Source organism: Variovorax durovernensis (assembly GCF_977011995.1).
Genome location: NZ_CDRNCW010000001.1, coordinates 252,501 through 275,648 on the forward strand (window position 1 = coordinate 252,501; position 23,148 = coordinate 275,648).

Sequence of the window (23,148 nt, forward strand, 5' to 3'; positions counted from 1 at the left end):
CCGAAGCTGCGGATTTGCAATTTATTGCAAGTGGTAGGAGAGCGTTCTGTAAGCCTGTGAAGGTGCGTTGTAAAGCGTGCTGGAGGTATCAGAAGTGCGAATGCTGACATGAGTAGCGTTAAAGGGGGTGAAAAGCCCCCTCGCCGTAAGCGCAAGGTTTTCTACGCAACGTTCATCGGCGTAGAGTGAGTCGGCCCCTAAGGCGAGGCAGAGATGCGTAGCTGATGGGAAACAGGTCAATATTCCTGTACCGATATATAGTGCGATGTGGGGACGGATCTTAATAGGTCATCCGGGTGTTGGATATCCCGGTTTAGTTGGATGTAGGCGTGCATTAGGCAAATCCGGTGCACATATACCGAGGCCAACGATCGAGCCAGCTTGCTGGTGAAGTGACTGAACGAGGTTCCAGGAAAAGCCACTAAGCTTCAGCTATATACGACCGTACCGCAAACCGACACTGGTGCGCGAGATGAGTATTCTAAGGCGCTTGAGAGAACTCAGGAGAAGGAACTCGGCAAATTGACACCGTAACTTCGGAAGAAGGTGTGCCCTATTAGTGTGAAGTGAACAACGGAGCATGAATGGGTTGCAAAAAATCGGTGGCTGCGACTGTTTATTAAAAACACAGCACTCTGCAAACACGAAAGTGGACGTATAGGGTGTGACGCCTGCCCGGTGCTGGAAGATTAAATGATGGGGTGCAAGCTCTTGATTGAAGTCCCAGTAAACGGCGGCCGTAACTATAACGGTCCTAAGGTAGCGAAATTCCTTGTCGGGTAAGTTCCGACCTGCACGAATGGCGTAACGATGGCCACACTGTCTCCTCCTGAGACTCAGCGAAGTTGAAATGTTTGTGATGATGCAATCTCCCCGCGGAAAGACGGAAAGACCCCATGAACCTTTACTGTAGCTTTGTATTGGACTTTGAACAGATCTGTGTAGGATAGGTGGGAGGCTTTGAAGCAGGGTCGCTAGATCTTGTGGAGCCAACGTTGAAATACCACCCTGGTGTGTTTGAGGTTCTAACCTAGGTCCATTATCTGGATCGGGGACAGTGCATGGTAGGCAGTTTGACTGGGGCGGTCTCCTCCCAAAGCGTAACGGAGGAGTTCGAAGGTACGCTAGTTACGGTCGGACATCGTGACGATAGTGCAATGGCATAAGCGTGCTTAACTGCGAGACTGACAAGTCGAGCAGATGCGAAAGCAGGACATAGTGATCCGGTGGTTCTGTATGGAAGGGCCATCGCTCAACGGATAAAAGGTACTCTGGGGATAACAGGCTGATACCGCCCAAGAGTTCATATCGACGGCGGTGTTTGGCACCTCGATGTCGGCTCATCTCATCCTGGGGCTGTAGCCGGTCCCAAGGGTATGGCTGTTCGCCATTTAAAGAGGTACGTGAGCTGGGTTTAAAACGTCGTGAGACAGTTTGGTCCCTATCTTCCGTGGGCGCTGCAGATTTGAGGAAGCCTGCTCCTAGTACGAGAGGACCGGAGTGGACACACCTCTGGTGTATCGGTTGTCACGCCAGTGGCATTGCCGAGTAGCTAAGTGTGGAAGAGATAACCGCTGAAAGCATCTAAGCGGGAAACTCGTTTCAAGATGAGATCTGCCGGGGCCTTGAGCCCCCTGAAGAGTCGTTCAAGACCAGGACGTTGATAGGTCAGGTGTGGAAGCGCAGTAATGCGTTAAGCTAACTGATACTAATTGCTCGTGCGGCTTGACCCTATAACTTTGATCGATCAGATCAAGGTGTTATGCCAAGTTGACGCATTCAAAACAATTCGCCAAAAGCTGATTCCAAACTCTATGAATTCGTTCGATTGATCGCGTGATCAACCGGACAACCCTTTATGCCTGATGACCATAGCGAGTTGGTCCCACTCCTTCCCATCCCGAACAGGACAGTGAAACGACTCAGCGCCGATGATAGTGCGGGTTCCCGTGTGAAAGTAGGTCATCGTCAGGCTCTTACAGCCCAGAAAACCCCAGTCAATCTATTGACTGGGGTTTTTTGCTTTGGAGATCTGGAGAATGCATTGCGAAAAGCTCTGCTTTTTAAATACGCAGAAACAAAAAGCCCGATGGACTCGCATCCATCGGGCTTTCTTATTCAAGCGCTGATGCTAATCAGGCAGCCAGGCGCTGCTCGATCGCAGCCTTCGTCTGCGGCAATTCCTTCGGCAAATGATGCTCCAACTGCTTGAACAGCTCTGAATGCAACTTCAGCTCGGCCTCCCAAGCTGCCTTGTCGATACTGGTCACCGTCGCAAATTGCTCGGCGCTGAAATCGAGCCCCGTCCAGTTTAGATCTTCATAGCGCGGGCTTACGCCGGTGATGTGCTCAATGCCTTCCTTCTTGTTGCCTTCGACACGATCAATCATCCACTTCAGTACGCGCATGTTTTCGCCATAACCAGGCCACACGAATTTGCCGTCTGCGCCTTTGCGGAACCAGTTGGTCGTGTAGATCTTCGGCAGTTTCGCGCCAGAGGCTTCGAGCTTCTTCCCGAGGTCGAGCCAATGCTGGAAGTAGTCGCTCATGTTGTAGCCCATGAACGGCAGCATCGCGAATGGGTCGCGACGTACAACACCCTGCTGGCCAGCGGCGGCAGCAGTCGTTTCCGAACCCATCGTCGCGGCCATGTAGACGCCCTCGACCCAGTTGCGGGCTTCAGTGACGAGCGGCACGGTGGTCGAGCGGCGGCCGCCGAAGATGAAGGCGTCGATGGTCACGCCCTTCGGATCGTCCCAGGCTTCGTCGAGCGCGGGATTGTTGGTCGCGGCCACGGTAAAGCGGGCGTTCGGGTGAGCAGCCTTGGCGCCGGTTTCCTTGGCGATCTGCGGCGTCCAGTCCTTGCCCTGCCAGTCGATCAGGTGCGACGGAAGCGCCTTGCCCGGTGCATCTTGCTCCATGCCTTCCCACCACACGTCGCCGTCGTCTGTCAGCGCGACATTGGTGAAGATCACGCCGTCGTCCAGGCTGCGCATGCAGTTCGGGTTCGTCAGCATGTTCGTGCCGGGGGCCACGCCGAAATAACCCGCTTCGGGGTTGATGGCACGCAGCGAGCCATCGGCTTGCGGCTTGATCCAGGCGATGTCGTCGCCGATGGTCGTGACCTTCCAGCCTTCGAAGCCGGCCGGGGGCACGAGCATCGAGAAGTTCGTCTTGCCGCAAGCGCTCGGGAATGCAGCCGCCACGTGGTACTTCTTGCCTTCAGGATTCGTCACGCCCAGGATGAGCATGTGTTCGGCCAGCCAGCCCTCGTCGCGACCCATGTTCGAGGCGATGCGCAGCGCGAAGCACTTCTTGCCCAGCAGTGCGTTGCCGCCATAGCCGGAGCCATAGCTCCAGATCTCGCGCGTCTCGGGGTAGTGGACGATGTACTTGGTCTTGTTGCAGGGCCAGGAGACGTCCTTCTGGCCGGCCTCGAGCGGTGCGCCCACGGTGTGCACGCAAGGCACGAATTCACCGTCGGTGCCCAGCACGTCGTAAACGGCCTTGCCCATGCGGGTCATGATGCGCATGTTGACCGCCACATACGGCGAGTCCGACAGCTCGATGCCGATGTGCGCAATGGGCGAACCCAGCGGCCCCATGCTGAACGGCACGACATACATAGTGCGGCCCTTCATGCAGCCGTCGAACAGCGGTTGTAGAGTCGCGCGCATCTCGGCGGGCGCCATCCAGTTGTTGGTCGGGCCGGCGTTCTCTTTCTGCGCGGAGCAGATGTAGGTGCGGTCTTCCACGCGCGCCACGTCGCTCGGGTCGGAAACCGCGAGGAACGAGTTGGGGCGCTTGACCGGGTTGAGCTTCTTGAACGTGCCGGCGTCGACCAGCTGCTGGCAGAGGCGGTCGTATTCTTCCTTGCTGCCGTCGCACCAATGGATGGCTTCGGGTTTGCACAGCGCGGCCATATCGGCCACCCAGGCGATCAGCTTGGCGTTCTTGACGTATGAGGGCGCCTGAATGGTGAGGCCCTTCATCGTGGGTGCGTTCATCGGAAAATCTCCTAAGTTGAAAAATCGTCTTTCCGAACGGGGCGCCGTGCCTGCTCAGGCACGGAGGTCCGTTTGAGAAAACGTTTCGCTTAGGGAGACTGCGTCAACGCGGGCCGCACTGCCCGCGGACAAAAGCGCCAATGACTGTCAGTGTCAGGCCATGTACACCGCGATCGACGCCAGCAGCAGCATCAGCACGCCGCCTGCCAGTGGAAGCACCAGCGGCATCAGGTGAACGACCGATTCGACGGCGTCCTTTTCAACCGCGGCGCTTTGGCCGGGCTCGACGGGAGTGGGGTTGGACATCGGGAAGTACCTCGAATACACAAATTGACAGACTGAGGGGCATTTTACCGGCGGGTAGCCGCGAACGGCTCTAGGGGCTTCCGAGCCCCCTGGCCGTCCGCCGGCTGACGGCTAATGCTGCTCCTCGGCCTCGAAGCCCGCATCCTTCAGCGCCGTCAGCACGCTTGCCAAGTGGGCGCGTCCACGGGTCTGCAGCACGAGCTCGATGTCGACGTTCTGCGCAGCCAGCATCGTGAATGCGCGTTGGTGGTGAACCTCATCGACGTTAGCGCCCGCTTCTGCCACAGTGGCCGTGATCTGGGCCAGCGAGCCCGGCACGTCGCGCGCACTCACGCGCACGCGGGCCAGCCGCCCGGCCCGCACCATGCCCCGTTCGATGATGGCTGCGAGCAGCAGCGGATCGATGTTGCCGCCGGAAAGAACCAGTCCGACGCGCTTGCCCTTGAAGCGCTCCGGGTGACGGATCAGCGCCGCCAGCCCCGCCGCGCCGGCGCCTTCGACCAGTGTCTTTTCGATCTCGAGCAGCATCAGTACGCCCTGCTCGATGTCGCCTTCGTCCACCAGCAGCAGGTCGTCGACCTTGCTCGCGATGATTTCCTGCGTCAGCACACCCGGCGTGCCGACCGCGATGCCCTCGGCGATCGTGCTCTTGCCCTGCGCGTGATGCGTACCCTTGACCGCATTGACCATTGCCGGAAAGCGAGTGGTCTGCACGCCGACGATCTCGATGCCGGGCTTGCGCTCGCGCGCCGCCACGGCCATGCCGGCGATCAGCCCGCCGCCGCCGACGGCCACCACCAGCGTGTCGAGATCGGGCACCGCGTCGAGCATCTCGAGCGCCACGGTGCCCTGGCCCGCGATGATCGCTTCGTCGTCGTAGGGGTGGACGAAGGTCAGTCCTTCACGCGCCGCGAGCTCCAGGGCATGGGCGCGGGCTGCGTCGAGGGTGTCGCCGTGCAGCACCACCTCGGCCCCGAAGCCGCGCGTGCGTTCGATCTTCACGCCGGGGGTGAATCGCGGCATCACGATGAGCGCTCGCAGGCCGAGCCGCTGCGCGTGATAGGCCACACCCTGCGCATGGTTGCCGGCAGACATGGCGATCACTCCCCGTGTACCGTTCTCGGAAAGATCGACCAGCTTGTTGCACGCACCACGTTCCTTGAACGACGATGTGAACTGCAGGTTCTCGAACTTCAGGAACACCTGGGCGCCGACGATCTCCGACAGCGTGCGCGATTCGACGCAGGGCGTATCGAGCACCTGGCCTTGCAGGCGCGCCGCGGCGCGCTGGATTTCTTCGATTCCGACCATGGCGCGCATTGTGGCTGGAATCGCACCATGAGGGTTTTTACCGTTTGCCGGTCTTCCCGAAGCCAAAAGTCTGCGTTATGGTCTCTCCGAGATTTTCCTCGTTGGAGGTTGCCTGATGGCGAAGCGTGCGGGTGTCGATGTCGTGGCTGCTGCGGTACGCGGGCAGGCATTGCCGTCGCCCGGCCTCAAGGAGGCGCCGGTGCTCGAGCTCATGTGCTCGCACTTCGTGCTCACGCTCGCCGCCAAGCAGGGGCCGCGCTTCAATGTGCGGCGAGATATCAACGGCCTGCTGTCGCTGACCGGGCGGCACCTGGTGTGGCCCGCTGCGGTGTTGCAGCGCCTGCGCGAATTCCTCGGACGCCGCTGCGCCGGCAACGAAGCATGGAAGGGCGTCGAAGACTTCGACGGCCGCACGCTGCTGGAGCGCCACGGCGTATGGCGCGGTCCATACGAAGAAGGCACGCTGTTCTTCTACCTCGACGAATACGCCAAGGACCAGCCCAAGGACCTGCTCTCGGTGCTGGCCGTCACGCGCGACTGGCTCACGCATGCGCTGCGCAAGCAATCGACCTTGGTCGAGAAGAATATCGATGCGCTCGCGGGCCTGCTGCAGCTCAACAAGGCCGAGCGCGCTCTGCTGCTCTACGGCACGCTCGCGCGCTACCAGCGTGACCTGCGCTCGCTGCTGGTCGAGTTCAAGGTCAACAACGCCCCCGAGGCCTATGCCGCCATCGCCGACATCGCCGGCGTGAATGCGAGCGAAGTCGGCGAGGCGTTGCGCGCGGGCTCGCGGCTCGAACGCATCGGCCTCGTCGAGAACCTCATCTCGGAGCACAACATCACCGACCTCGCCGACCTCATGAAGGTCAGCGAGAAGCTGCCGCCGGTGCTCATGCGCGAGTACCGCGATCACAACGAGCTGATGGCCGTGTTCACGCGGCCCTCGGCCAAGAGCGCGCTCACGCCGCATGACTTCTCATTCGTGCAGGAAGACGCACAGATGCTAGTCACGCTGCTGCGCGCCGCCGTCGCGCGCAAGGAGCCCGGCGTCAACGTGCTGCTCTACGGGCCGCCGGGCACCGGCAAGACCGAGCTGGCCAAGGTCGTCGCGCAGGCCGCCGGACTCGAGCTTTTCGAAGTCGAATACGCGGACCGCGACGGCAACTCGCTCAGCGGCCGCGACCGCTACCGCTCGCTGCAGATCGCGCAGGTGTTTCTCAAGGGCAGCGCGCAGGCGGCCTTGCTGTTCGACGAGGTCGAGGACGTCTTCCCGCCCATCAGCACGGAAGCCGCGCAGTTCATGGCGCGCGCCGAGCAGATTCCCGCGCCCACCAGCGGCAGCGTCAGCGGCAAGGCCTGGGTCAACCAGATCCTCGAAGCCAACCCCGTGCCCACGCTGTGGGTCACCAACCGCATCGAGCAGATCGACCCGGCGTTCCGCCGCCGCTTTGCCTACCACCTCGAACTCAAGTCGCCGCCGCCCGGCGCGCGCGAGCAGCTCGTGAAGAAGACGCTCGAAGGCGTGGTCGTGTCCGAGGCCTTCACTGCCAAGCTGGCCGAGCGCAAGGGCCTCACGCCCGCGCAGATCCGCACCGCCGTGCGCTTCGCGGGACTCGCGAAGACCGACGAGGCCTCGGTCGAGGCGCTCATCGAGCGCCAGCTGCGCAATGCCGACCTCGCGCTGGGCACGCTCGACACCGGCCGCGGCGAGCGCCGCAGCGTCACCACCTACGACCTCGACATGCTCAATGTCGAAACGCGCTTCGAGATCCCGCGCATCGTCCAGGCGCTGAAGGCGCGCGGCCACGGCACACTGTGCTTCTACGGCGCGCCCGGCACCGGCAAGACCGCGCTGGCCGAGCACATCGCCAAGGCCCTGGCCCGGCCGCTCATCATCAAGCAGGCCAGCGACCTCATGAGCAAGTACGTCGGCGAGACCGAGCAGAACATGGCTGCCATGTTCCGCGAGGCCGAGAACGAAAAGGCCGTGCTGCTGCTCGACGAGGCCGACAGCTTCCTGCAGGACCGCCGAGGCGCGCAGCGCACCTACGAGGTCACCGAGGTCAACGAGATGCTGCAGGGCATGGAGCGCTTCAACGGCGTCTTCGTCTGCACCACCAACCTGCTCGAGCGGCTCGACCAGGCGGCCCTGCGGCGCTTCACTTTCAAGATCAAGTTCATGCCGCTCACGTCCGCACAGCGCGAACGCATGTTCGTGACCGAGGCGCTGGCGGGCGATGCCGGGCGCATCACGGGCGCCATCCAGGCGCGGCTCGCGCAATTGACACAGCTGTGCCCAGGGGATTTCGCGGCGGTGAAACGGCAGACCGATATTCTCGCGACCGAGTTCTCGGCGGCCGAATTCCTCGACCAGCTCGAGGCCGAACACCGCATCAAGCCCGAAGTGCGCGAGTCACGCGGCATGGGCTTCCTGCAGTAGCAGCGGACAGCAAAAAGAACAACCGGGTTCGAAACCCGCAGGAGCGCTTGGAAGGCGAGCCTTCGCCCTCGAAGCGGAACACCCGTCCGCCGGCGCGGACACGAGGAGGAGGAGCAGCAGATGGAATTTCGCAAGGTCGACGTGCGGCGCTCGCCGCGTTCTAAGACGTGGGCAGCATGTGCCGCGCTTGCAGCGGCTTGCCTCGTGGCGGCTTGCGGCGGGGGAGGCGGCGGAGGTGGTGGCGGCGGCTTGCCGATCGGCCTTCTGCCCGGCAACAACACGACGCCCCCCGCCAGCACCGGCACGAGCACGGGCATCGTTGCGTCGTCATCGGTTGCCGGCCTCTGCGCCGCGCCGCGCACCGGCACCAACCCCAAAACCGGCCTGGCCTACCCCGACAGCGCCGGCTCTCTGGACAACGAGAAGAGCTGGGTGCGCGCCTGGATCGACGAGACCTACCTCTGGTACAGCGAGGTGCCGACCACGCTCAAGGCTTCCGACTACGCCACGCCAGTCGCATGGTTCAACGTGCTCAAGACGCCGCTCACCACGTCGTCGGGCAAGCCCAAGGATCGCTTCCACTTCGTGTACGACACCGAGGCATACCGCCAGCTGTCGCAGGGCGGCGTGTCTGTCAGCTACGGCGCGGAGTTCGTTTCCATCGCCACCAGGCCGCCGCGCGAGCTGCGCGTGGTCCTCGTCGAGCCTGATTCGCCCGCCGACCGCGCCGGGCTCAAGCGCGGCGCCAGGCTGCTGAGCGTGGACGGCGTCGACTTCGTCAATGCGACCGGAGCCGCCAACGCCGCCACGATCAACAACGCGCTCTCGCCGAAGACCGTGGGCGAGTCGCACAACTTCACCTTCAAGCTGGGCAACGATCCGGACGCGTCCTTTTCCCTGGCGGCGGCCAACGTCACGAGTACGCCCGTGCAGAACGTCAAGGTCCTCGACGTGGGCGGCGGCACCAAGGTGGGCTACATGCTGTTCAACGACCACATCGCGACCTCCGAGCAGCAGCTCATCAACGCGGTGAACACCTTCAAGTCCAGCCCCGGCGGCATCCAGGACCTCGTGCTCGACATGCGCTACAACGGCGGCGGCCAGCTGGCCATTGCGAGCCGGCTGGCCTACATGATCGCCGCGCCGTCGACCACGGCGGGCAAGACCTTCGAGCTGCTGACCTTCAACGACAAGAACCCGTTCCGCCTCTCGGTGGCGCAGAGCCTGATGCCGTTCTACAGCACCAACAGCGCCGGTGCGGCGCTGCCTTCGCTCGGCCTGTCGCGGGTGACCGTGCTGACCAGCCCCGACACCTGCTCGGCCAGCGAGTCGGTCATCAACAGCCTGCGCGGCGTGGGCGTGACGGTCAACCTCGTGGGCGGCACCACCTGCGGCAAGCCTTACGGCTTCTACCCGCAGGACAACTGCGGCACCACCTATTTCGCGATCCAGGTCAAGGGCGTGAACCAGCAGGGCTTCGGCGACTACGGCGACGGCTTTGCGCCCAACTGCACCGTGGCCGACGACTACGACCACCAGCTCGGCGACCCGAACGAAGCCCGACTGGCCGCGGCCCTCGCTTTGCGCAGCGGAGGCTCCTGTCCCGCGCCAATGGCCAAGGCGATGGCGCGAGGCCTCGAGAAAGCCCAGCCGGCCGAAGCCGAGGCGCCCTTCCTGATAGACCAGTCGCCGCTGCGCCGCAACCGCCTGCTCGACTTCGCCCCCGAGCCGGGCTGACCCTCCACCGCACCTCGCGGAAAACCCTGAGCCGGAGCGCTTGCCACGCTGCCGGCTTGCGCCCTAAAGTTTGGCAAACGTTTGCGCAAACCTTTGCGAAACGTTTGTCTTTCAGATTTCTCGACTGAAAACCAAACGCTTAGGAGAAGCAAATGCGCAAATGGATCGGGACGATGTTCATCGTCGTCATCGCGGTGCTGGCTGGTTGCGGCGGGGGTGGCGGAGAAGGGGGCATCGGCCTCGGCCCGGGCTTCGGCGGAACGTCCGCGCCCACCGCGCAGAAGATCATCATCGACAGCGACTACAACACCATGAGCGACGACGGCCAGCTCGGCGTCATGGCCGCGCAACTGCAGGCGCAGGGCAAGGTGCAGGTCATGGGTATCAGCGTGGTTTCGGGCAACCAGTGGCTCAGGCAAGGCGTGGCCGATGCGCTGAAGTCGGTCGAGCGGCTCGGCGTGGGCGACCGCATAGGCGTCTACGTGGGAGCCAACTACGCGCTCAACCACACCTATGCCGACGTGCAGGCCGAGCTGGCAGCGGGTGCCGGCGGCGACGGCTACCTGGGCGCCTGGGGAGGCCCGGAGCCCAAGACCGACGCCGACCTCAAGCCCTCGCCCGACGGCTTTGCCACCCACACCGTGGCGCAGCGCAAGGGCGCGGTCGATTTCATCGTCGATACGGTGAAGGCCAACCCGGGCGAGATCACCATCCTGGCCATCGGCCCGCTCACCAACATCGCGCTCGCGGTCAGGCAGAACCCCGAGATCGTGCCGCTCATCAAGCAGATCATCTACATGGGCGGCGCCATCGACGTGCCGGGCAACACCACCAAGGCGGCGGAGTTCAACTGGTGGTTCGACCCCGACGCCGCGCAGTTCGTGGTGCGCCTGCCGATCCCGCAGGTGGTGGTGCCGCTGGACGTGACCGACACCGTGTTCCTCACCAAGCCCATCTACGACCGCATCGCACACCCGGCCAAGCCCACGGCCGTGACCGATGTGTTCCAGAAGCTCAACGGCTATGGCTTCGACGGCAAGAACGGCTTCGAGACCAACCCCGACTACACCCAGAACATCTGGGACACCCTCACGCTGGCCTATCTGCTCGACCCTAGCTACGCCACGCAGACCGCCGACCGCTATGTCGACGTGATCGCCAAGCCCGGCGCGCCCGACAACGGCCGCTCCATCGGCTATTCCTCTCAGCCCTCCGGCCCCACGCTGCAAAAGATGACGGTGGTGAAGAAGTTCGACAACGCGCGCTTCTTCGAGCTGTATGTCGACCTGCTGACGCGGCCGGTACCCATCACGCTGCCGGCGGCGAACTGAGCGGTTCCATAAGCCGCGCTTATCCAAACACAACCGGGAGATACGTTCCAGGCAGGCGCCGTCCTTCGGATACTCGCCCACGTCCGCAACTTCGCGGACGCACAACGATTCCGCCAGAGACAACGCCGTGCCCTCCGCCGCCATCACCGCCATCGACAGCCACGCCCACGTGTTCGTGCGCGGCCTGCCCCTGGCGGCCACGCGCCGGCATGCGCCCGACTATGACGCCACGCTGGACGAGTACCTCGGGTTGCTCGATGCGCACGGTGCCTCGCATGGCGTGCTGGTGCAGCCCAGCTTTCTCGGTACTGACAACGGGTTTCTGATCGACACGCTGCGTGCGTGCCCGGCGCGCCTGCGCGGCGTTGCCGTGGTCGACCCCGGGGTGGACGACGCCACGCTGCAGGCGATGGCCGCCGCCGGTGTCTGCGGCATCCGCCTCAACCTCGTGGGCATGCCGTTGCCCGATTTCTCGCAGCCCGACTGGCGGCGGCTCTTCGCCCGCGTGCGCGCATTGGACTGGCATGTGGAGCTGCACCGCGAATCGCGCGACCTGCCGCTGGCCGCGCAAGCCGTGCTCGACGCCGGCTGCGCGCTGGTGGTGGACCACTTCGGCCGGCCCGCATCGGCGCCCGCATCTTCCGATGAAGGCTTTGCCTGGCTGCTCGATGCCGCGGCCTGCGGGCGGGTCTGGGTCAAGCTCTCGGCCGCCTACCGCAACTGGCCCGTGGCCACCGAAGCCGTCGCCGCACGCGACGCCGCCCAGGCGCTGCTGAAGGCCTTCGGCCCCGATCGCCTGGTGTGGGGCAGCGACTGGCCGCACACCCAGCACCGCGAGATTGCCGACTACGCCGCCGCCCATGCGGCACTGGCCGACTGGGTGCCCGATGCCGCCGCGCGGCGCCGCATCCTGGTCGACACGCCCGCCCGGTTGTTCAAGTTCAAGACAGGAGACATCGACAAATGACCAATGAAATTCCACGCGCGCGTCTGCTGCGCGCCATTCCCCTCGCCCTCGCGGGCGCGGCCCTGCTGCTGAGCGGTTTCTGCGCCCATGCCGAGACATGGCCTTCCAAGCCGGTGCGGCTGGTCGTCAGCTATCCGCCGGGCGGCACGGTCGACGCGGTGGCGCGCATCGTCGCGCCCAAGCTGTCGGTGAAGCTGGGCCAGCCGGTGGTGATCGACAACCGCGGCGGTGCCGGTGGCGCCATCGGCGGCGACCTCGTCGCCAAGAGCGCGCCCGACGGCTACACCGTGCTGCTCGACGCTTCCAACCACGCGCAGAACCCGGCGCTGCGCAAGATGCCCTTCGACACCCTGCGCGAACTGGCGCCGGTGTCGCTGCTGGTGAGGGTGCCCAACGTGCTGGTGGTGAACCCGTCGGCGCCGATCAAGAGCGTGGCCGACCTGATCGCGCAGGCCAAGGCGAAGCCGGGCGCCATCAATTACGCCTCGTCGGGCAACGGCTCGGCGCAGCACCTGGCGGGCGAGCTGTTCGCCTCGATGGCCAGCGTGCAGATGACGCACGTGGCCTACAAGGGCGGCGGTCCCGCGCTCACCGACGTGATGTCGGGCCATGTGCCGGTGTTCTTCGCCAGCCTGGCTTCGAGCCTGCCTTTCATCAAGGACGGCAAGCTGCGCCCGCTGGCCGTGACCGGCAAGGCGCGTGCGCCGGCCCTGCCGCAACTGCCCACCGTGGCCGAGGCCGGCCTGCCCGGCTATGAGGTCTACGAATGGAATGCGGTGTTCGTGCCGGCCGGCACGCCCGCGCCGGTGGCGCAGCGGCTCTCGAAGGAGTTCGCGGCCACGCTCAAGGCCCCCGAGGTGCGCGGCCGGCTCGAAGCGCTGGGCGCCGAGGTGATCGGCTCCAGCCCCGCCGAACTCGACGGCTTCCGCCGTGCCGAGATCGCCAAGTGGACCAAGCTGGCGAAGGACAACAAGATCCAGATGGATTGACGTCAGCCGCGCAGCATCGCCGCGAACGCATCGGCGAAGGTCGGCCGTGAGCGCGCCAGCCACAGCGCCGACAGTTCGAAGGGCGGCAGCCCCGCGCCGTCGCGCACCTCGGCATAGCGCACGCCCTCGTGCCGCAGCGCGCGCACCGAGCGCGGCAGCAGCGACCACCCCAGCCCCGCCGCCACGCAGGACAGCACCGTCAGCGTGCGGTTGGCGTCCTGCACCACCCGCGTCTCGTGGCCGGCACGGCGCAGCGCACCCAGCAGCTGCGCGCGCAAGGCGGGGATCTGCTGCTCCGGAAACCACACCAGCCCGTGCCGCGCGATGTCGGCGAGCGAGACGCAGCCGTCCGCCTCCAGCGGCCATGCGGCCGGCAGCGCGGCGATCAGCGACTCCTCGCCCAGCCGCAGCTCGTGCACCCGGGCCGTGACCGACACCGGCGGATGCAGCAGCGCGATGTCGATGCGCCCGCCCTCCAGCGCCGCCACCTGTTCGGCATTGCTCATCTCGCGCAGCACCACGTCGAGCTGCGGATGCTCGGCACGCAGCCGGCGCAGCGCGTTCGGCAGCACCTCGTAGACCGCGTGCGTCACGAAGCCGATCGTGAGCCGGCCCGCGCGCCCGGCGCCCATCGCGCGGGCACGCTCGGCGGCCGTGTCGCCATAGGCAAGGCTGGCGCGCATGTCGTCGATGACGGCCAGGCCCGCGTCAGTCAGCGCAGCGCCGCGGCGCGAGCGCGTGAACAGCCGCGTGCCGAGTTCCTGCTCCAGCCGGTTCAGCGTCTGCGTGAGTGCCGGCTGTGCCAGGCCCAGCCGCTCGGCCGCCTTGGTGAGACTGCCGGCTTCGGCAATCGCGACGACGCAGCGCATCTGCCGGGTGTCCAAGGCCGCGCTCTCTTTTTGCGTCAGAACGCTTCGCAGACCCGCAGCACTTCGGCCCCGTAGGCCTCGAGCTTCTTGGTGCCGATCCCGCTGATGCCCTGCAGGTCTTCGAGCGTGGCCGGCGCGCGCTCGGCAATGGCCGCCAGCGTGGCGTCGTGGAAGATCACGTAGGCCGGCAGGTTGTGTTCCTTTGCGACCTCGGCACGCCAGGCCTTGAGCGCCTCGAAGCGCTTCTTGCCGGTGTCGTCGAGCTTGGCGGCGGCCGGCGAGGGCGCGCCCTTGACGGTTTTCTCGCGCCGGGACTTGCGCTCCGCCGGCGACGACACCGACTCGCGCAGCGTCACCTGGGCCTCGCCCTTGAGCACCGCGCGCGAGCCTTCGGTGAGCTTTAGCGTGTTGAACGCTTCCGCGTCCACCGCCAGCGCGCCGGTGGCGATCAGCTGGCGCAGCACGCCGCGCAACTGCACCTCGCTGAACTCCGCGCCGATGCCGAAGGTGCTGACCCGCTCGTGCCCGAACTGCTTGACCTTCTCGGTGGCCTTGCCGCGCAGGATGTCCATGATGTGCCCCGCGCCGAAGCTGATGCCGCTCAGCTGCTGCACGCGGTAGATGGTGCTCAGCAGCTTGCGCGCGGCATCGGTGCCGTCCCACACCTGCGGCGGGTTCAGGCAGTTGTCGCAGTTGCCGCAGGGCGTGCTCTTCTCGCCGAAGTAGCCCAGCAGGCGCACGCGGCGGCAGTCGCTGGCCTCGGCCAGCGAGAGCAGCGCGTCGAGCTTGCCGCGCATCACCTGCTTGAACTCTTCGCCGGCGGGGCTCTCGTCGATCATGCGGCGCTGGTTCACCACGTCCTGCAGGCCATAGGCCATCCAGGCGTCGGCCGGGCCGCCGTCGCGGCCGGCGCGGCCGGTTTCCTGGTAGTAGCCCTCGATGTTCTTCGGCATGTCGAGGTGGCCGACGAAGCGCACGTCGGGCTTGTCGATGCCCATGCCGAAGGCGATGGTCGCGACCATCACGATGCCTTCCTCGCGCAGGAAGCGGTCCTGGTGCTTCTGGCGCACCGCCGCGTCCAGGCCCGCGTGATAGGGCAGGGCGTTGATGCCCGCGTCGCGCAGCGTCACTGCCACGTCTTCCACCCGCTTGCGCGACTGGCAATAGACCACGCCGGCGTCGCCTTCGTGCTCGCGCTCGATGAAGCGCAGCAGCTGCGTGGTGGCGTCTTTCTTCTCGACGATGGTGTATCGGATGTTCGGCCGGTCGAAGCTGGAGACGAACTGGCGCGCCTCTTCCAGCTGCAGCCGCTCGACGATGTCGGCGCGCGTCAGGTTGTCGGCAGTGGCCGTGAGCGCGATGCGCGGCACGCCCGCATAGCGCTCGTGCAGCACGGTGAGCGCGCGGTACTCGGGGCGGAAGTCGTGGCCCCACTGGCTCACGCAATGCGCCTCGTCGATGGCGAAGAGCGACAGCTTGCCGCGCTCCTTCAGCGAATCGAGCTGCGACAGGAAGCGCGGCGTGTTCACCCGCTCGGGCGCCGCGTACAGCAGCGTGATCTCGCCGCGCAGCATGCGGCGCTCCACGTCCTGCGTCTCTTCCCAGTCGAGCGTGGAATTGAGAAAGGCCGCGCTCACGCCGGCCTCGTGCAGCGCGCCCACCTGGTCGTGCATCAGCGCGATCAGCGGCGACACCACGATCGCCACGCCCTTGCCCGCGCGCTGCCTGGCGATGGCCGGAATCTGGTAGCACAGCGACTTGCCGCCGCCCGTGGGCATCAGCACCAGCGCGTCGCCGCCGGCCACCACGTGATCGACGATGTCCTGCTGGGCTCCCCGGAACTGCGAATAGCCGAAGACCTCGTGGAGGATGTCGGCGGGAGCGCTGCTGCCGGAGGCGTCGATGGGGCGGGGAGCGAGAGAGGACACAGGCGGGGAATGAGGGGGCGGAAAGGGACTGGGGGCGCGGGCCGTCGATTGTCCCCCAGTGGCACCCAAGTGGCCGTGGCACGGGGTTTGCAATAGTTGTCCCCGTCCCGCGACCTTCCTTGTCTAGACAGCGAAACGGTGCATTTTCCCAATGAGGTGCACCAAAAATGACCTTTCGGGTTATCCTGTATATACAAGTTGGGGCGCTTGGCAACAATGCGAGGCGCGCGCAGTCCGGTCATCCGGCCCGCCGCCGAGCCTTTTTCCAAAGAACAGACCCAGGAGTACCCATGGTCAAGAAGACGGTAGTTGTGAAAGTCGCTTCGCTGCTGGCAGCAGGTGCATGTGCAGCGGGCATGGCCGGAACGGCCGCCGCCCAGGAAACGAAGATTGCGCTCGGCATGTCGGGCTGGACCGGCTTCGCGCCGCTCTCGCTGGCCGACAAGGCCGGCATCTTCAAGAAGAACGGGCTGGACGTCGAACTCAAGATGATCCCCCAGAAGGACCGCCACCTGGCGCTGGCCTCCGGCGCCATCCAGTGCGCGGCGACCACGGTGGAAACGCACGTGGCCTGGAACGCCAACGGCGTGCCCATCGTGCAGATCTTCCAGATGGACAAGTCCTACGGCGCCGACGGCCTCGCGGTGCGCGGCGACGTGAGCAAGTTCTCCGACCTCAAGGGCAAGACCATCGGCGTGGACGCGCCGGGCACCGCGCCTTACTTCGGCCTGGCATGGATGCTCAGCAAGAACGGCATGACGCTGAAGGACGTGAAGACCACCACCCTGTCGCCGCAGGCTTCGGCCCAGGCCTTCGTGGCCGGCCAGAACGACGCCGCCATGACCTACGAGCCGTACCTGTCGACCGTGCGCGCCAACCCCGCCGCCGGCAAGATCCTGGCCACCACGCTCGACTACCCGATGGTGATGGACACCGTCGGCTGCGCGCCCACCTGGCTCAAGGCCAACGCCAAGGCCGCCGCCGCGCTCACCAAGTCGTACTTCGACGCGCTGGACATGATCAAGGCCGAACCCGAGAAGTCGAACGAACTCATGGGCTCGGCCGTGAAGCAGAGCGGCGAGCAGTTCGCCAAGTCGTCGGCCTTCCTGCGCTGGCAGGACAAGGCGGCCAACCAGAAGTTCTTCGCGGGTGAACTCACCAGCTTCATGAAGGAGGCAACGCCCATCCTTCTGGAAGCCGGCGTGATCCGCAAGGCGCCTGAAGATCTTTCCGTGACCTTCGATGCAAGCTTCGTCAAGTAAGGCCATGCCGCAGATGGCGCAGGCGCCGTCCGCCGCGGCGGCTGCGTCGCCGGCCGTCGTCGTGCCCGCGCGCCGCCGCGCGCTCGCGCCGCTCGAACCCATCGGCACGCGTGCGCGCGTGCTGCTGGGGCTCGCGTTCTTCGTCGTCTTCGTGCTGGTCTGGGCCATTGCCACGCTCGGCGGCTTCGTGCCGCCGACCTTCCTGGCGAGCCCGCCCACCATGGTCAAGGAAGGCTGGCTGCTCTTCACCGAGTACGGCTTCATCGGCGACATCGGCATGACCGTGTGGCGCGTGTTCGGCGGCTTCCTGCTGGCGGCCGTGTTCGCGGTGCCGCTGGGCATCGCTATGGGCACCTGGAAGACCGTCGAGGCCTTCTTCGAGCCCTTCGTTTCGTTCTGCCGCTACCTGCCGGCCTCGGCCTTCATTCCGCTGCTCATCCTGTGGGCGGGCCTGGGCGAAATGCAGAAGCTGCTGGTGATCTTCATCGGCTCGTTCTTCCAGATCGTGCTGATGGTGGCCGTCACCGTGGGCGGCGCGCGGCGCGACCTCGTCGAGGCCGCCTACACCTTGGGCGCGAACAGCCGAGGCATCGTGGCGCGCGTGCTCATTCCGGGCGCGGCGCCGGGCATCGCGGAAACGCTGCGCCTGGTGCTGGGCTGGGCCTGGACGTATGTGATCGTGGCGGAACTGATCGGCTCCTCGTCGGGCATCGGGCACATGATCACCGACAGCCAGGCGCTGCTGAACACCGGCCAGATCATCTTCGGGATCATCGTAATCGGCGTCATCGGCCTGCTGTCCGACTTCGCTTTCAAGGCACTCAACCGCCGTCTGTTCGCATGGGCCGCACTGTGAAGAACCAACTTTCCATCCAGGGCGTGTCGCGCGTCTTCACCGGCACCAAGGGCCAGCGCACACAGGCGCTGCAGCCGATCGACTTCGAGGTGAAGGAGAACGACTTCGTCACCATCCTCGGCCCCTCGGGCTGCGGCAAGTCGACGCTGCTGCGCATCGTGGCCGGGCTCGACTTTCCGACCACCGGCCAGGTGCTGCTCGACGGCGAGCGCATCGAAGGCCCGGGCGCCGACCGCGGCGTGGTGTTCCAGAGCTACACGCTGTTCCCGTGGCTCACGGTGGCGCAGAACATCCGCTTCGGCCTGCGCGAGCGCGGCATGAGCGAAGCAGACCAGAAGGAGCGCAGCGAGTTCTTCATCGCCAAGGTCGGCCTGCGCGGCTTCGAGCACCATTTTCCGAAGCAGCTTTCGGGTGGCATGCAGCAGCGCACGGCCATTGCGCGCGCACTCGCCAACGACCCCAAGATGCTGCTGCTCGACGAGCCCTTCGGCGCGCTCGACAACCAGACCCGCGTGCTGATGCAGGAGCTGCTGCTGGGCATCTGGGAGTCGGCGCAGAAGACGGTGCTGTTCGTCACGCACGACATCGACGAGGCGATCTTCATGGCCAACCGCGTGGCGGTGTTCAGCGCGCGGCCGGGGCGCATCAAGACGGAGATCGCGGTCGACTTCCCGCATCCGCGCAGCTACACGATCAAGACTTCGCCGGAGTTCATGGAAATCAAGGCGCGGCTGACGGAAGAGATTCGCGCCGAGTCGATGGCTGCGGCGGACCACTGATGATCGCTTGCTCTTCTGTTACTTGCGTTGTGCATGAGGTGCGTCGTTCAGGGCGCGCTCACGCCGACGGGGGACCTTCGCGGAGGGGAGTACCCGGTGGCCTGTGCGCGCGCCCAGAACAGCGACCGGAAGTGCAGAGATGAAGCGCGACCTCCCAACCCTCGCGCTCTATGCGCAAGTCAAGGATCACATCTCCCGCAAGATCCAGGACGGCACGTGGCCGCCCGGCCACCGCCTGCCCTCGGAGCACGAGCTGGTGGCGCAGTTCGGCATGGCGCGCATGACGGTGAACCGCGCGCTGCGCGAGCTGGTGGAGCAGGGCCGCATCGTGCGCGTGGCCGGCGTCGGCAGCTTCGTGGCCGAGAACAAGCCGCAGTCCACGCTGCTGCAGATCGCCAACATCGCCAGCGAAATCCGCCAGCGCGGGCACGACTACCGATGCGAAATGATCGAGGTCGAACGCATTGCCGCTTCGCCCGACGTGGCCGCGTGGCTCGACCTGCGCCCGGGCGACTCGGTCTTCCACAGCGCCTGCCTGCACCTGGAGAACGAAACGCCGGTGCAGCTCGAAGAGCGCTACGTCAATCCGCAGGTCGTGCCCGACTACCTCGAGCAAGACTTCACCGCCATGCCACCCAGCGAGTACCTGGTGCGCAACGTGCCCTTCGACCAGATCGAACACGTTGTCGACGCCGTGCTGCCCAACGTCGAGCAGGCAAAGAGGCTCGCGATGGAACCCACCGACCCCTGCCTGCTGCTGACGCGCCGCACCTGGATACGCAACACGCCCGTGACCTGGGTGCGCTGCCTGCATCCCGCCTCGCGCTACAGCCTGGGCAGCCGCTTCCGAGCCGACGGCAACCCGAGCTTCGGGTAGCTTTTTTTCGTCCTCAAAGACCTACGTTTTCTCTCGCAACCACTTGTATAGACAGGTTCACATGCCAAGCAATCACACCGCCACTCCAGATGCCACTTTGACCCTCATGCCCGGCAAGGTCGACCTTGCGACGCTGCGTCGCATCCAGGCCGGCGGCGTGCAGCTTGCGCTCGACCCGTCGGTGCGCGAGGGCATGCTGCGCGCCGAGGCCGCCGTGCGCCACATCGTCGAGAACGACCAGGTCGTCTACGGCATCAACACCGGCTTCGGCAAGCTCGCGAGCACGCGCATCGGCAACGACCACCTGGCCGAGCTGCAGCGCAACCTGGTGCTGTCGCACAGCGTGGGCACGGGCGAGCCGCTGGCTGCGCCTGTCGTGCGCATGATCCTCGCGACCAAGGCGGTGAGCCTGGCGCGCGGCCATTCGGGCGTTCGGCCCGCGCTGGTCGATGCGCTGCTGGCCCTGTTCAACGCGGGCGTCACGCCGAGCATTCCGTGCAAGGGCTCGGTCGGCGCTTCCGGCGACCTCGCGCCGCTCGCGCACATGGCCTGTGTGCTGATCGGCGAAGGCCAGGCGATGCTGGCCGACGGCAAGCTGGTCGGCGGTGCCGAGGCGATGCGCAGCATCGGCCTCGAGCCCTTCGTGCTCGGCCCCAAGGAAGGCCTGGCGCTGCTCAACGGCACGCAGGTGTCGACCGCGCTGGCGCTGGCCGGCCTGTTCGGCGCGGAAGACGTGTTCGCCTCGGCGCTGATGTCGGGCGCGCTGTCGCTCGAAGCCATCCAGGGTTCGATCAAGCCGTTCGATGCACGCATCCACGCCGCGCGCGGCCAGCCGGGCCAGATCGCCGTGGCGGGCGCGGTGCGCACCTTGCTCGAAGGCAGCGAAATCGTTCCCTCGCATGCCGACTGCGGCCGCGTGCAAGACCCGTACTCGGTGCGCTGCATCCCGCAGGTGATGGGCGCCTGCCTCGACAACCTCGCGCATGCCGCGCGCGTGCTGGTGATCGAAGCCAACGCCGCATCGGACAACCCGCTGGTGTTCTGCGACACCGGTGAAGTGATTTCGGGCGGCAACTTCCACGCCGAGCCCGTCGCCTTCGCGGCCGACATCATTGCGCTGGCCGTCAGCGAAGTCGGCGCGATTGCCGAGCGCCGTCTTGCGCTGCTGCTCGACAGCGGCCTGTCGGGCCTGCCGCCTTTCCTGGTGCGCGACGGCGGCCTCAACTCCGGCTTCATGATCGCGCAGGTCACGGCCGCGGCGCTGGCTTCGGAGAACAAGTCGCTCGCACATCCCGCCAGCGTCGACAGCCTGCCCACTTCCGCCAACCAGGAAGACCATGTGTCGATGGCCACCTTCGCGGGCCGGCGCCTGGCCGACATGGTCGACAACACGACCGTGGTCGTCGGCATCGAAGCCATGGCCGCCGCGCAAGGCATCGAACTCAAACGCAAGCTCAAGAGCTCGCCGCTGGTCGAGGCCGAATTCGCCAGCATCCGCCAGAAGGTCGCCTTCCTCGAGCGCGACCGCTACCTCGCCCCCGACATCGAAGCCATGCGCCAGTGGGCGCTGAAGGCCGAGCTGCCGGCCGCGCTGCTCGACATCCTGCCCAGCCACTCGTAAAACACACCCGACAGATAGGAGAACCACGCCATGAACGCTCCCGAGAAATTCGCCCTGAACAACCCTGATGCTGCCGACCCGCGCCACGACCCGACCCGCGTGATCCGCGCCCCGCGCGGCAGCGAGCTCAACTGCAAGAGCTGGCTCACCGAAGCGCCGTTCCGCATGCTGCAGAACAACCTCGACGCCGAGGTGGCCGAGCGCCCGCAAGACCTGGTGGTGTACGGCGGCATCGGCCGCGCCGCGCGCAACTGGGCCTGCTACGACCAGATCCTCGCGTCGCTGAAGGAACTGAACGACGACGAGACGCTGCTCATCCAGTCGGGCAAGCCGGTCGGCGTGTTCAAGACGCACGAGAACGCACCGCGCGTACTGCTCGCCAACTCCAACCTCGTGCCGAAGTGGGCCAACTGGGAGCACTTCAACGAACTCGACCGCCAGGGCCTCTTCATGTACGGCCAGATGACGGCCGGCAGCTGGATCTACATCGGCAGCCAGGGCATCGTGCAGGGCACCTTCGAGACCTTCGTCGAAGCCGGCCGCCAGCACTACAACAACAGCCTCGCTGGCAAGTGGATCCTCACGGCCGGCCTGGGCGGCATGGGCGGCGCGCAGCCGCTGGCGGCCACGCTGGCCGGCGCGGTGTCGCTCAACATCGAATGCCAGCAGTCGAGCATCGACTTCCGGCTGCGCACGCGCTACGTCGACAAGCAGGCGCGCGACATCGACCATGCCTTCGAGCTGATCAAGCAGCACTGCGACGCGAAGGAAGCCGTGTCGATCGCTCTGCTGGGCAACGCGGCCGACATCCTTCCTGAACTCGTGAAGCGCGCGAAGGCCGGTGGCCTGAAGCCCGACCTCGTGACCGACCAGACCTCCGCGCACGACCTGATCAACGGCTACCTGCCTTCGGGCTGGAGCGTGCCGCAATGGCAAGCGGCCATGAAGGACGCCTCGCAGCACGACGCGCTGAAGAAGGCCGCCGCCAGGTCTTGCGCCGTGCACGTGCAGGCCATGCTCGACTTCCAGTCCATGGGCATCCCCACGGTCGACTACGGCAACAACATCCGCCAGGTCGCGTTCGACGAGGGTGTGAAGAACGCCTTCGACTTCCCAGGTTTCGTGCCGGCCTACATCCGACCGCTGTTCTGCGAAGGCAAGGGCCCGTTCCGCTGGGTGGCGCTCTCGGGCGACCCGGAAGACATCTACAAGACCGACGCCAAGATCAAGGAGCTGTTCCCCGAGAACAAGCACACGCACCGCTGGCTCGACATGGCGCGCGAGCGCATCAGCTTCCAGGGCCTGCCGGCGCGCATCTGCTGGCTTGGCCTGGGCGAGCGCCACATCGCCGGCCTGGCCTTCAACGAGATGGTGAAGAACGGCGAGCTGAAGGCGCCCATCGTCATCGGCCGCGACCACCTGGACACCGGCTCGGTCGCCAGCCCCAACCGCGAGACCGAGGCCATGAAGGACGGCACCGATGCCGTGTCCGACTGGCCGCTGCTCAACGCGCTGCTCAACACGGCCGGCGGCGCCACCTGGGTCAGCCTGCACCACGGCGGCGGAGTGGGCATGGGCTACTCGCAGCATTCGGGCGTGGTGATCGTGTGCGACGGCACCGACGCCGCGGCCAAGCGCATCGAGCGCGTGCTCTTCAACGACCCGGCCACCGGCGTCATGCGCCATGCCGACGCCGGCTACGACATCGCCATCGCCACCGCGAAGAAGCAGGGCCTGAAGCTGCCGATGGCGAAGTGAAGGCCAGCCGGGCGGTAAGACGAAGGTAGAAAGAAAAAACGCGCTCATTCCCATCGAATGGGAATCAAGGCTTGGAAGTGAGAACGGCGAGCAAGATACTGCACGCCGCT

The 23,148-nt window shown here is 65.6% G+C and carries 16 protein-coding genes and 2 rRNA genes (1 of these 18 cut by a window edge); 13 read left to right on the top strand and 5 right to left on the bottom strand.

All coding sequences use genetic code 11. The annotated features are described in order from the left end of the window. A 23S ribosomal RNA gene (locus tag ACWV14_RS01195) occupies window positions 1-1,733 on the top strand (it extends 1,138 nt beyond the left edge of the window). A gap of 128 nt (window positions 1,734-1,861) precedes the next feature. After that, window positions 1,862-1,974 (top strand): 5S ribosomal RNA (gene rrf, locus ACWV14_RS01200). Between the two features lie 161 nt (window positions 1,975-2,135). Here rrf and ACWV14_RS01205 read toward each other — a convergent pair. From ACWV14_RS01205 to ACWV14_RS01215, 3 genes are all read right to left on the bottom strand, one after another. Continuing rightward, window positions 2,136-4,007 (bottom strand): phosphoenolpyruvate carboxykinase (GTP), encoded by a 1,872-nt coding sequence (locus ACWV14_RS01205; protein WP_454901979.1) that lies wholly within the window; start codon window positions 4,005-4,007, stop codon window positions 2,136-2,138. Window positions 4,008-4,160: 153 nt separating this feature from the next. Further along, a complete protein-coding gene (locus tag ACWV14_RS01210; protein ID WP_454901981.1) occupies window positions 4,161-4,313 on the bottom strand; it encodes a hypothetical protein in 153 nt (50 codons plus the stop codon). 111 nt (window positions 4,314-4,424) lie between these two features. Continuing rightward, on the bottom strand, window positions 4,425-5,624 hold the full coding sequence (locus tag ACWV14_RS01215) for a threonine ammonia-lyase (RefSeq protein WP_422088879.1): 1,200 nt from the start codon (window positions 5,622-5,624) through the stop codon (window positions 4,425-4,427). Window positions 5,625-5,739: 115 nt separating this feature from the next. On the opposite strand from ACWV14_RS01215, the gene ACWV14_RS01220 reads away from it, so the two are divergent. The 5 genes from ACWV14_RS01220 (at window position 5,740) to ACWV14_RS01240 (ending at window position 13,088) form a co-directional block, all read left to right on the top strand. Continuing rightward, window positions 5,740-8,064: an ATP-binding protein gene (locus ACWV14_RS01220; protein WP_422088878.1), complete on the top strand. Its 2,325-nt coding sequence runs from the start codon at window positions 5,740-5,742 to the stop codon at window positions 8,062-8,064. A gap of 120 nt (window positions 8,065-8,184) precedes the next feature. After that, window positions 8,185-9,801 carry a S41 family peptidase gene (locus tag ACWV14_RS01225; protein WP_454901984.1) on the top strand — a complete coding sequence of 539 codons (1,617 nt, stop codon included), beginning with the start codon at window positions 8,185-8,187 and terminating at the stop codon, window positions 9,799-9,801. 152 nt (window positions 9,802-9,953) lie between these two features. Then, window positions 9,954-11,132 (top strand): nucleoside hydrolase, encoded by a 1,179-nt coding sequence (locus tag ACWV14_RS01230; protein WP_454901986.1) that lies wholly within the window; start codon window positions 9,954-9,956, stop codon window positions 11,130-11,132. 127 nt (window positions 11,133-11,259) lie between these two features. Next, a complete protein-coding gene (locus ACWV14_RS01235; RefSeq protein ID WP_454901988.1) occupies window positions 11,260-12,099 on the top strand; it encodes an amidohydrolase family protein in 840 nt (279 codons plus the stop codon). Then, on the top strand, window positions 12,096-13,088 hold the full coding sequence (locus ACWV14_RS01240; RefSeq protein ID WP_454901990.1) for a tripartite tricarboxylate transporter substrate binding protein: 993 nt from the start codon (window positions 12,096-12,098) through the stop codon (window positions 13,086-13,088). Before ACWV14_RS01235 ends, ACWV14_RS01240 begins: the two co-directional genes overlap by 4 nt. Window positions 13,089-13,090: 2 nt before the next feature. Here ACWV14_RS01240 and ACWV14_RS01245 read toward each other — a convergent pair whose 3' ends face one another. Continuing rightward, the gene (locus ACWV14_RS01245) at window positions 13,091-13,972 is read right to left on the bottom strand and encodes a LysR family transcriptional regulator (protein WP_454901992.1); all 882 of its coding nucleotides are present in this window, start codon (window positions 13,970-13,972) and stop codon (window positions 13,091-13,093) included. 20 nt (window positions 13,973-13,992) lie between these two features. Next, window positions 13,993-15,885 (bottom strand): DNA helicase RecQ, encoded by a 1,893-nt coding sequence (gene recQ / locus ACWV14_RS01250; protein WP_454901994.1) that lies wholly within the window; start codon window positions 15,883-15,885, stop codon window positions 13,993-13,995. 290 nt (window positions 15,886-16,175) lie between these two features. Here recQ and ACWV14_RS01255 point away from each other — a divergent pair, with 290 nt between their 5' ends. From ACWV14_RS01255 to hutU, 6 genes are all read left to right on the top strand, one after another. Further along, window positions 16,176-17,147 (top strand): ABC transporter substrate-binding protein, encoded by a 972-nt coding sequence (locus tag ACWV14_RS01255; protein WP_081271417.1) that lies wholly within the window; start codon window positions 16,176-16,178, stop codon window positions 17,145-17,147. Then, on the top strand, window positions 17,128-18,003 hold the full coding sequence (locus tag ACWV14_RS01260) for an ABC transporter permease (protein ID WP_454901996.1): 876 nt from the start codon (window positions 17,128-17,130) through the stop codon (window positions 18,001-18,003). The genes ACWV14_RS01255 and ACWV14_RS01260 overlap by 20 nt, the downstream gene beginning before the upstream one ends. Continuing rightward, entirely contained in the window at window positions 17,988-18,782 is a 795-nt protein-coding gene (locus ACWV14_RS01265; RefSeq protein WP_454901998.1) for an ABC transporter ATP-binding protein, read from the top strand. The genes ACWV14_RS01260 and ACWV14_RS01265 overlap by 16 nt, the downstream gene beginning before the upstream one ends. 139 nt (window positions 18,783-18,921) lie before the next feature. Then, window positions 18,922-19,659 (top strand): histidine utilization repressor, encoded by a 738-nt coding sequence (gene hutC / locus ACWV14_RS01270; protein ID WP_422088870.1) that lies wholly within the window; start codon window positions 18,922-18,924, stop codon window positions 19,657-19,659. 61 nt (window positions 19,660-19,720) lie between these two features. After that, window positions 19,721-21,280 (top strand): histidine ammonia-lyase, encoded by a 1,560-nt coding sequence (gene hutH / locus ACWV14_RS01275; protein WP_454902000.1) that lies wholly within the window; start codon window positions 19,721-19,723, stop codon window positions 21,278-21,280. A 30-nt stretch (window positions 21,281-21,310) separates the two neighbouring features. Further along, entirely contained in the window at window positions 21,311-23,038 is a 1,728-nt protein-coding gene (hutU, locus tag ACWV14_RS01280) for a urocanate hydratase (protein ID WP_454902002.1), read from the top strand. The last annotated feature ends 110 nt before the right edge of the window (window positions 23,039-23,148 follow it).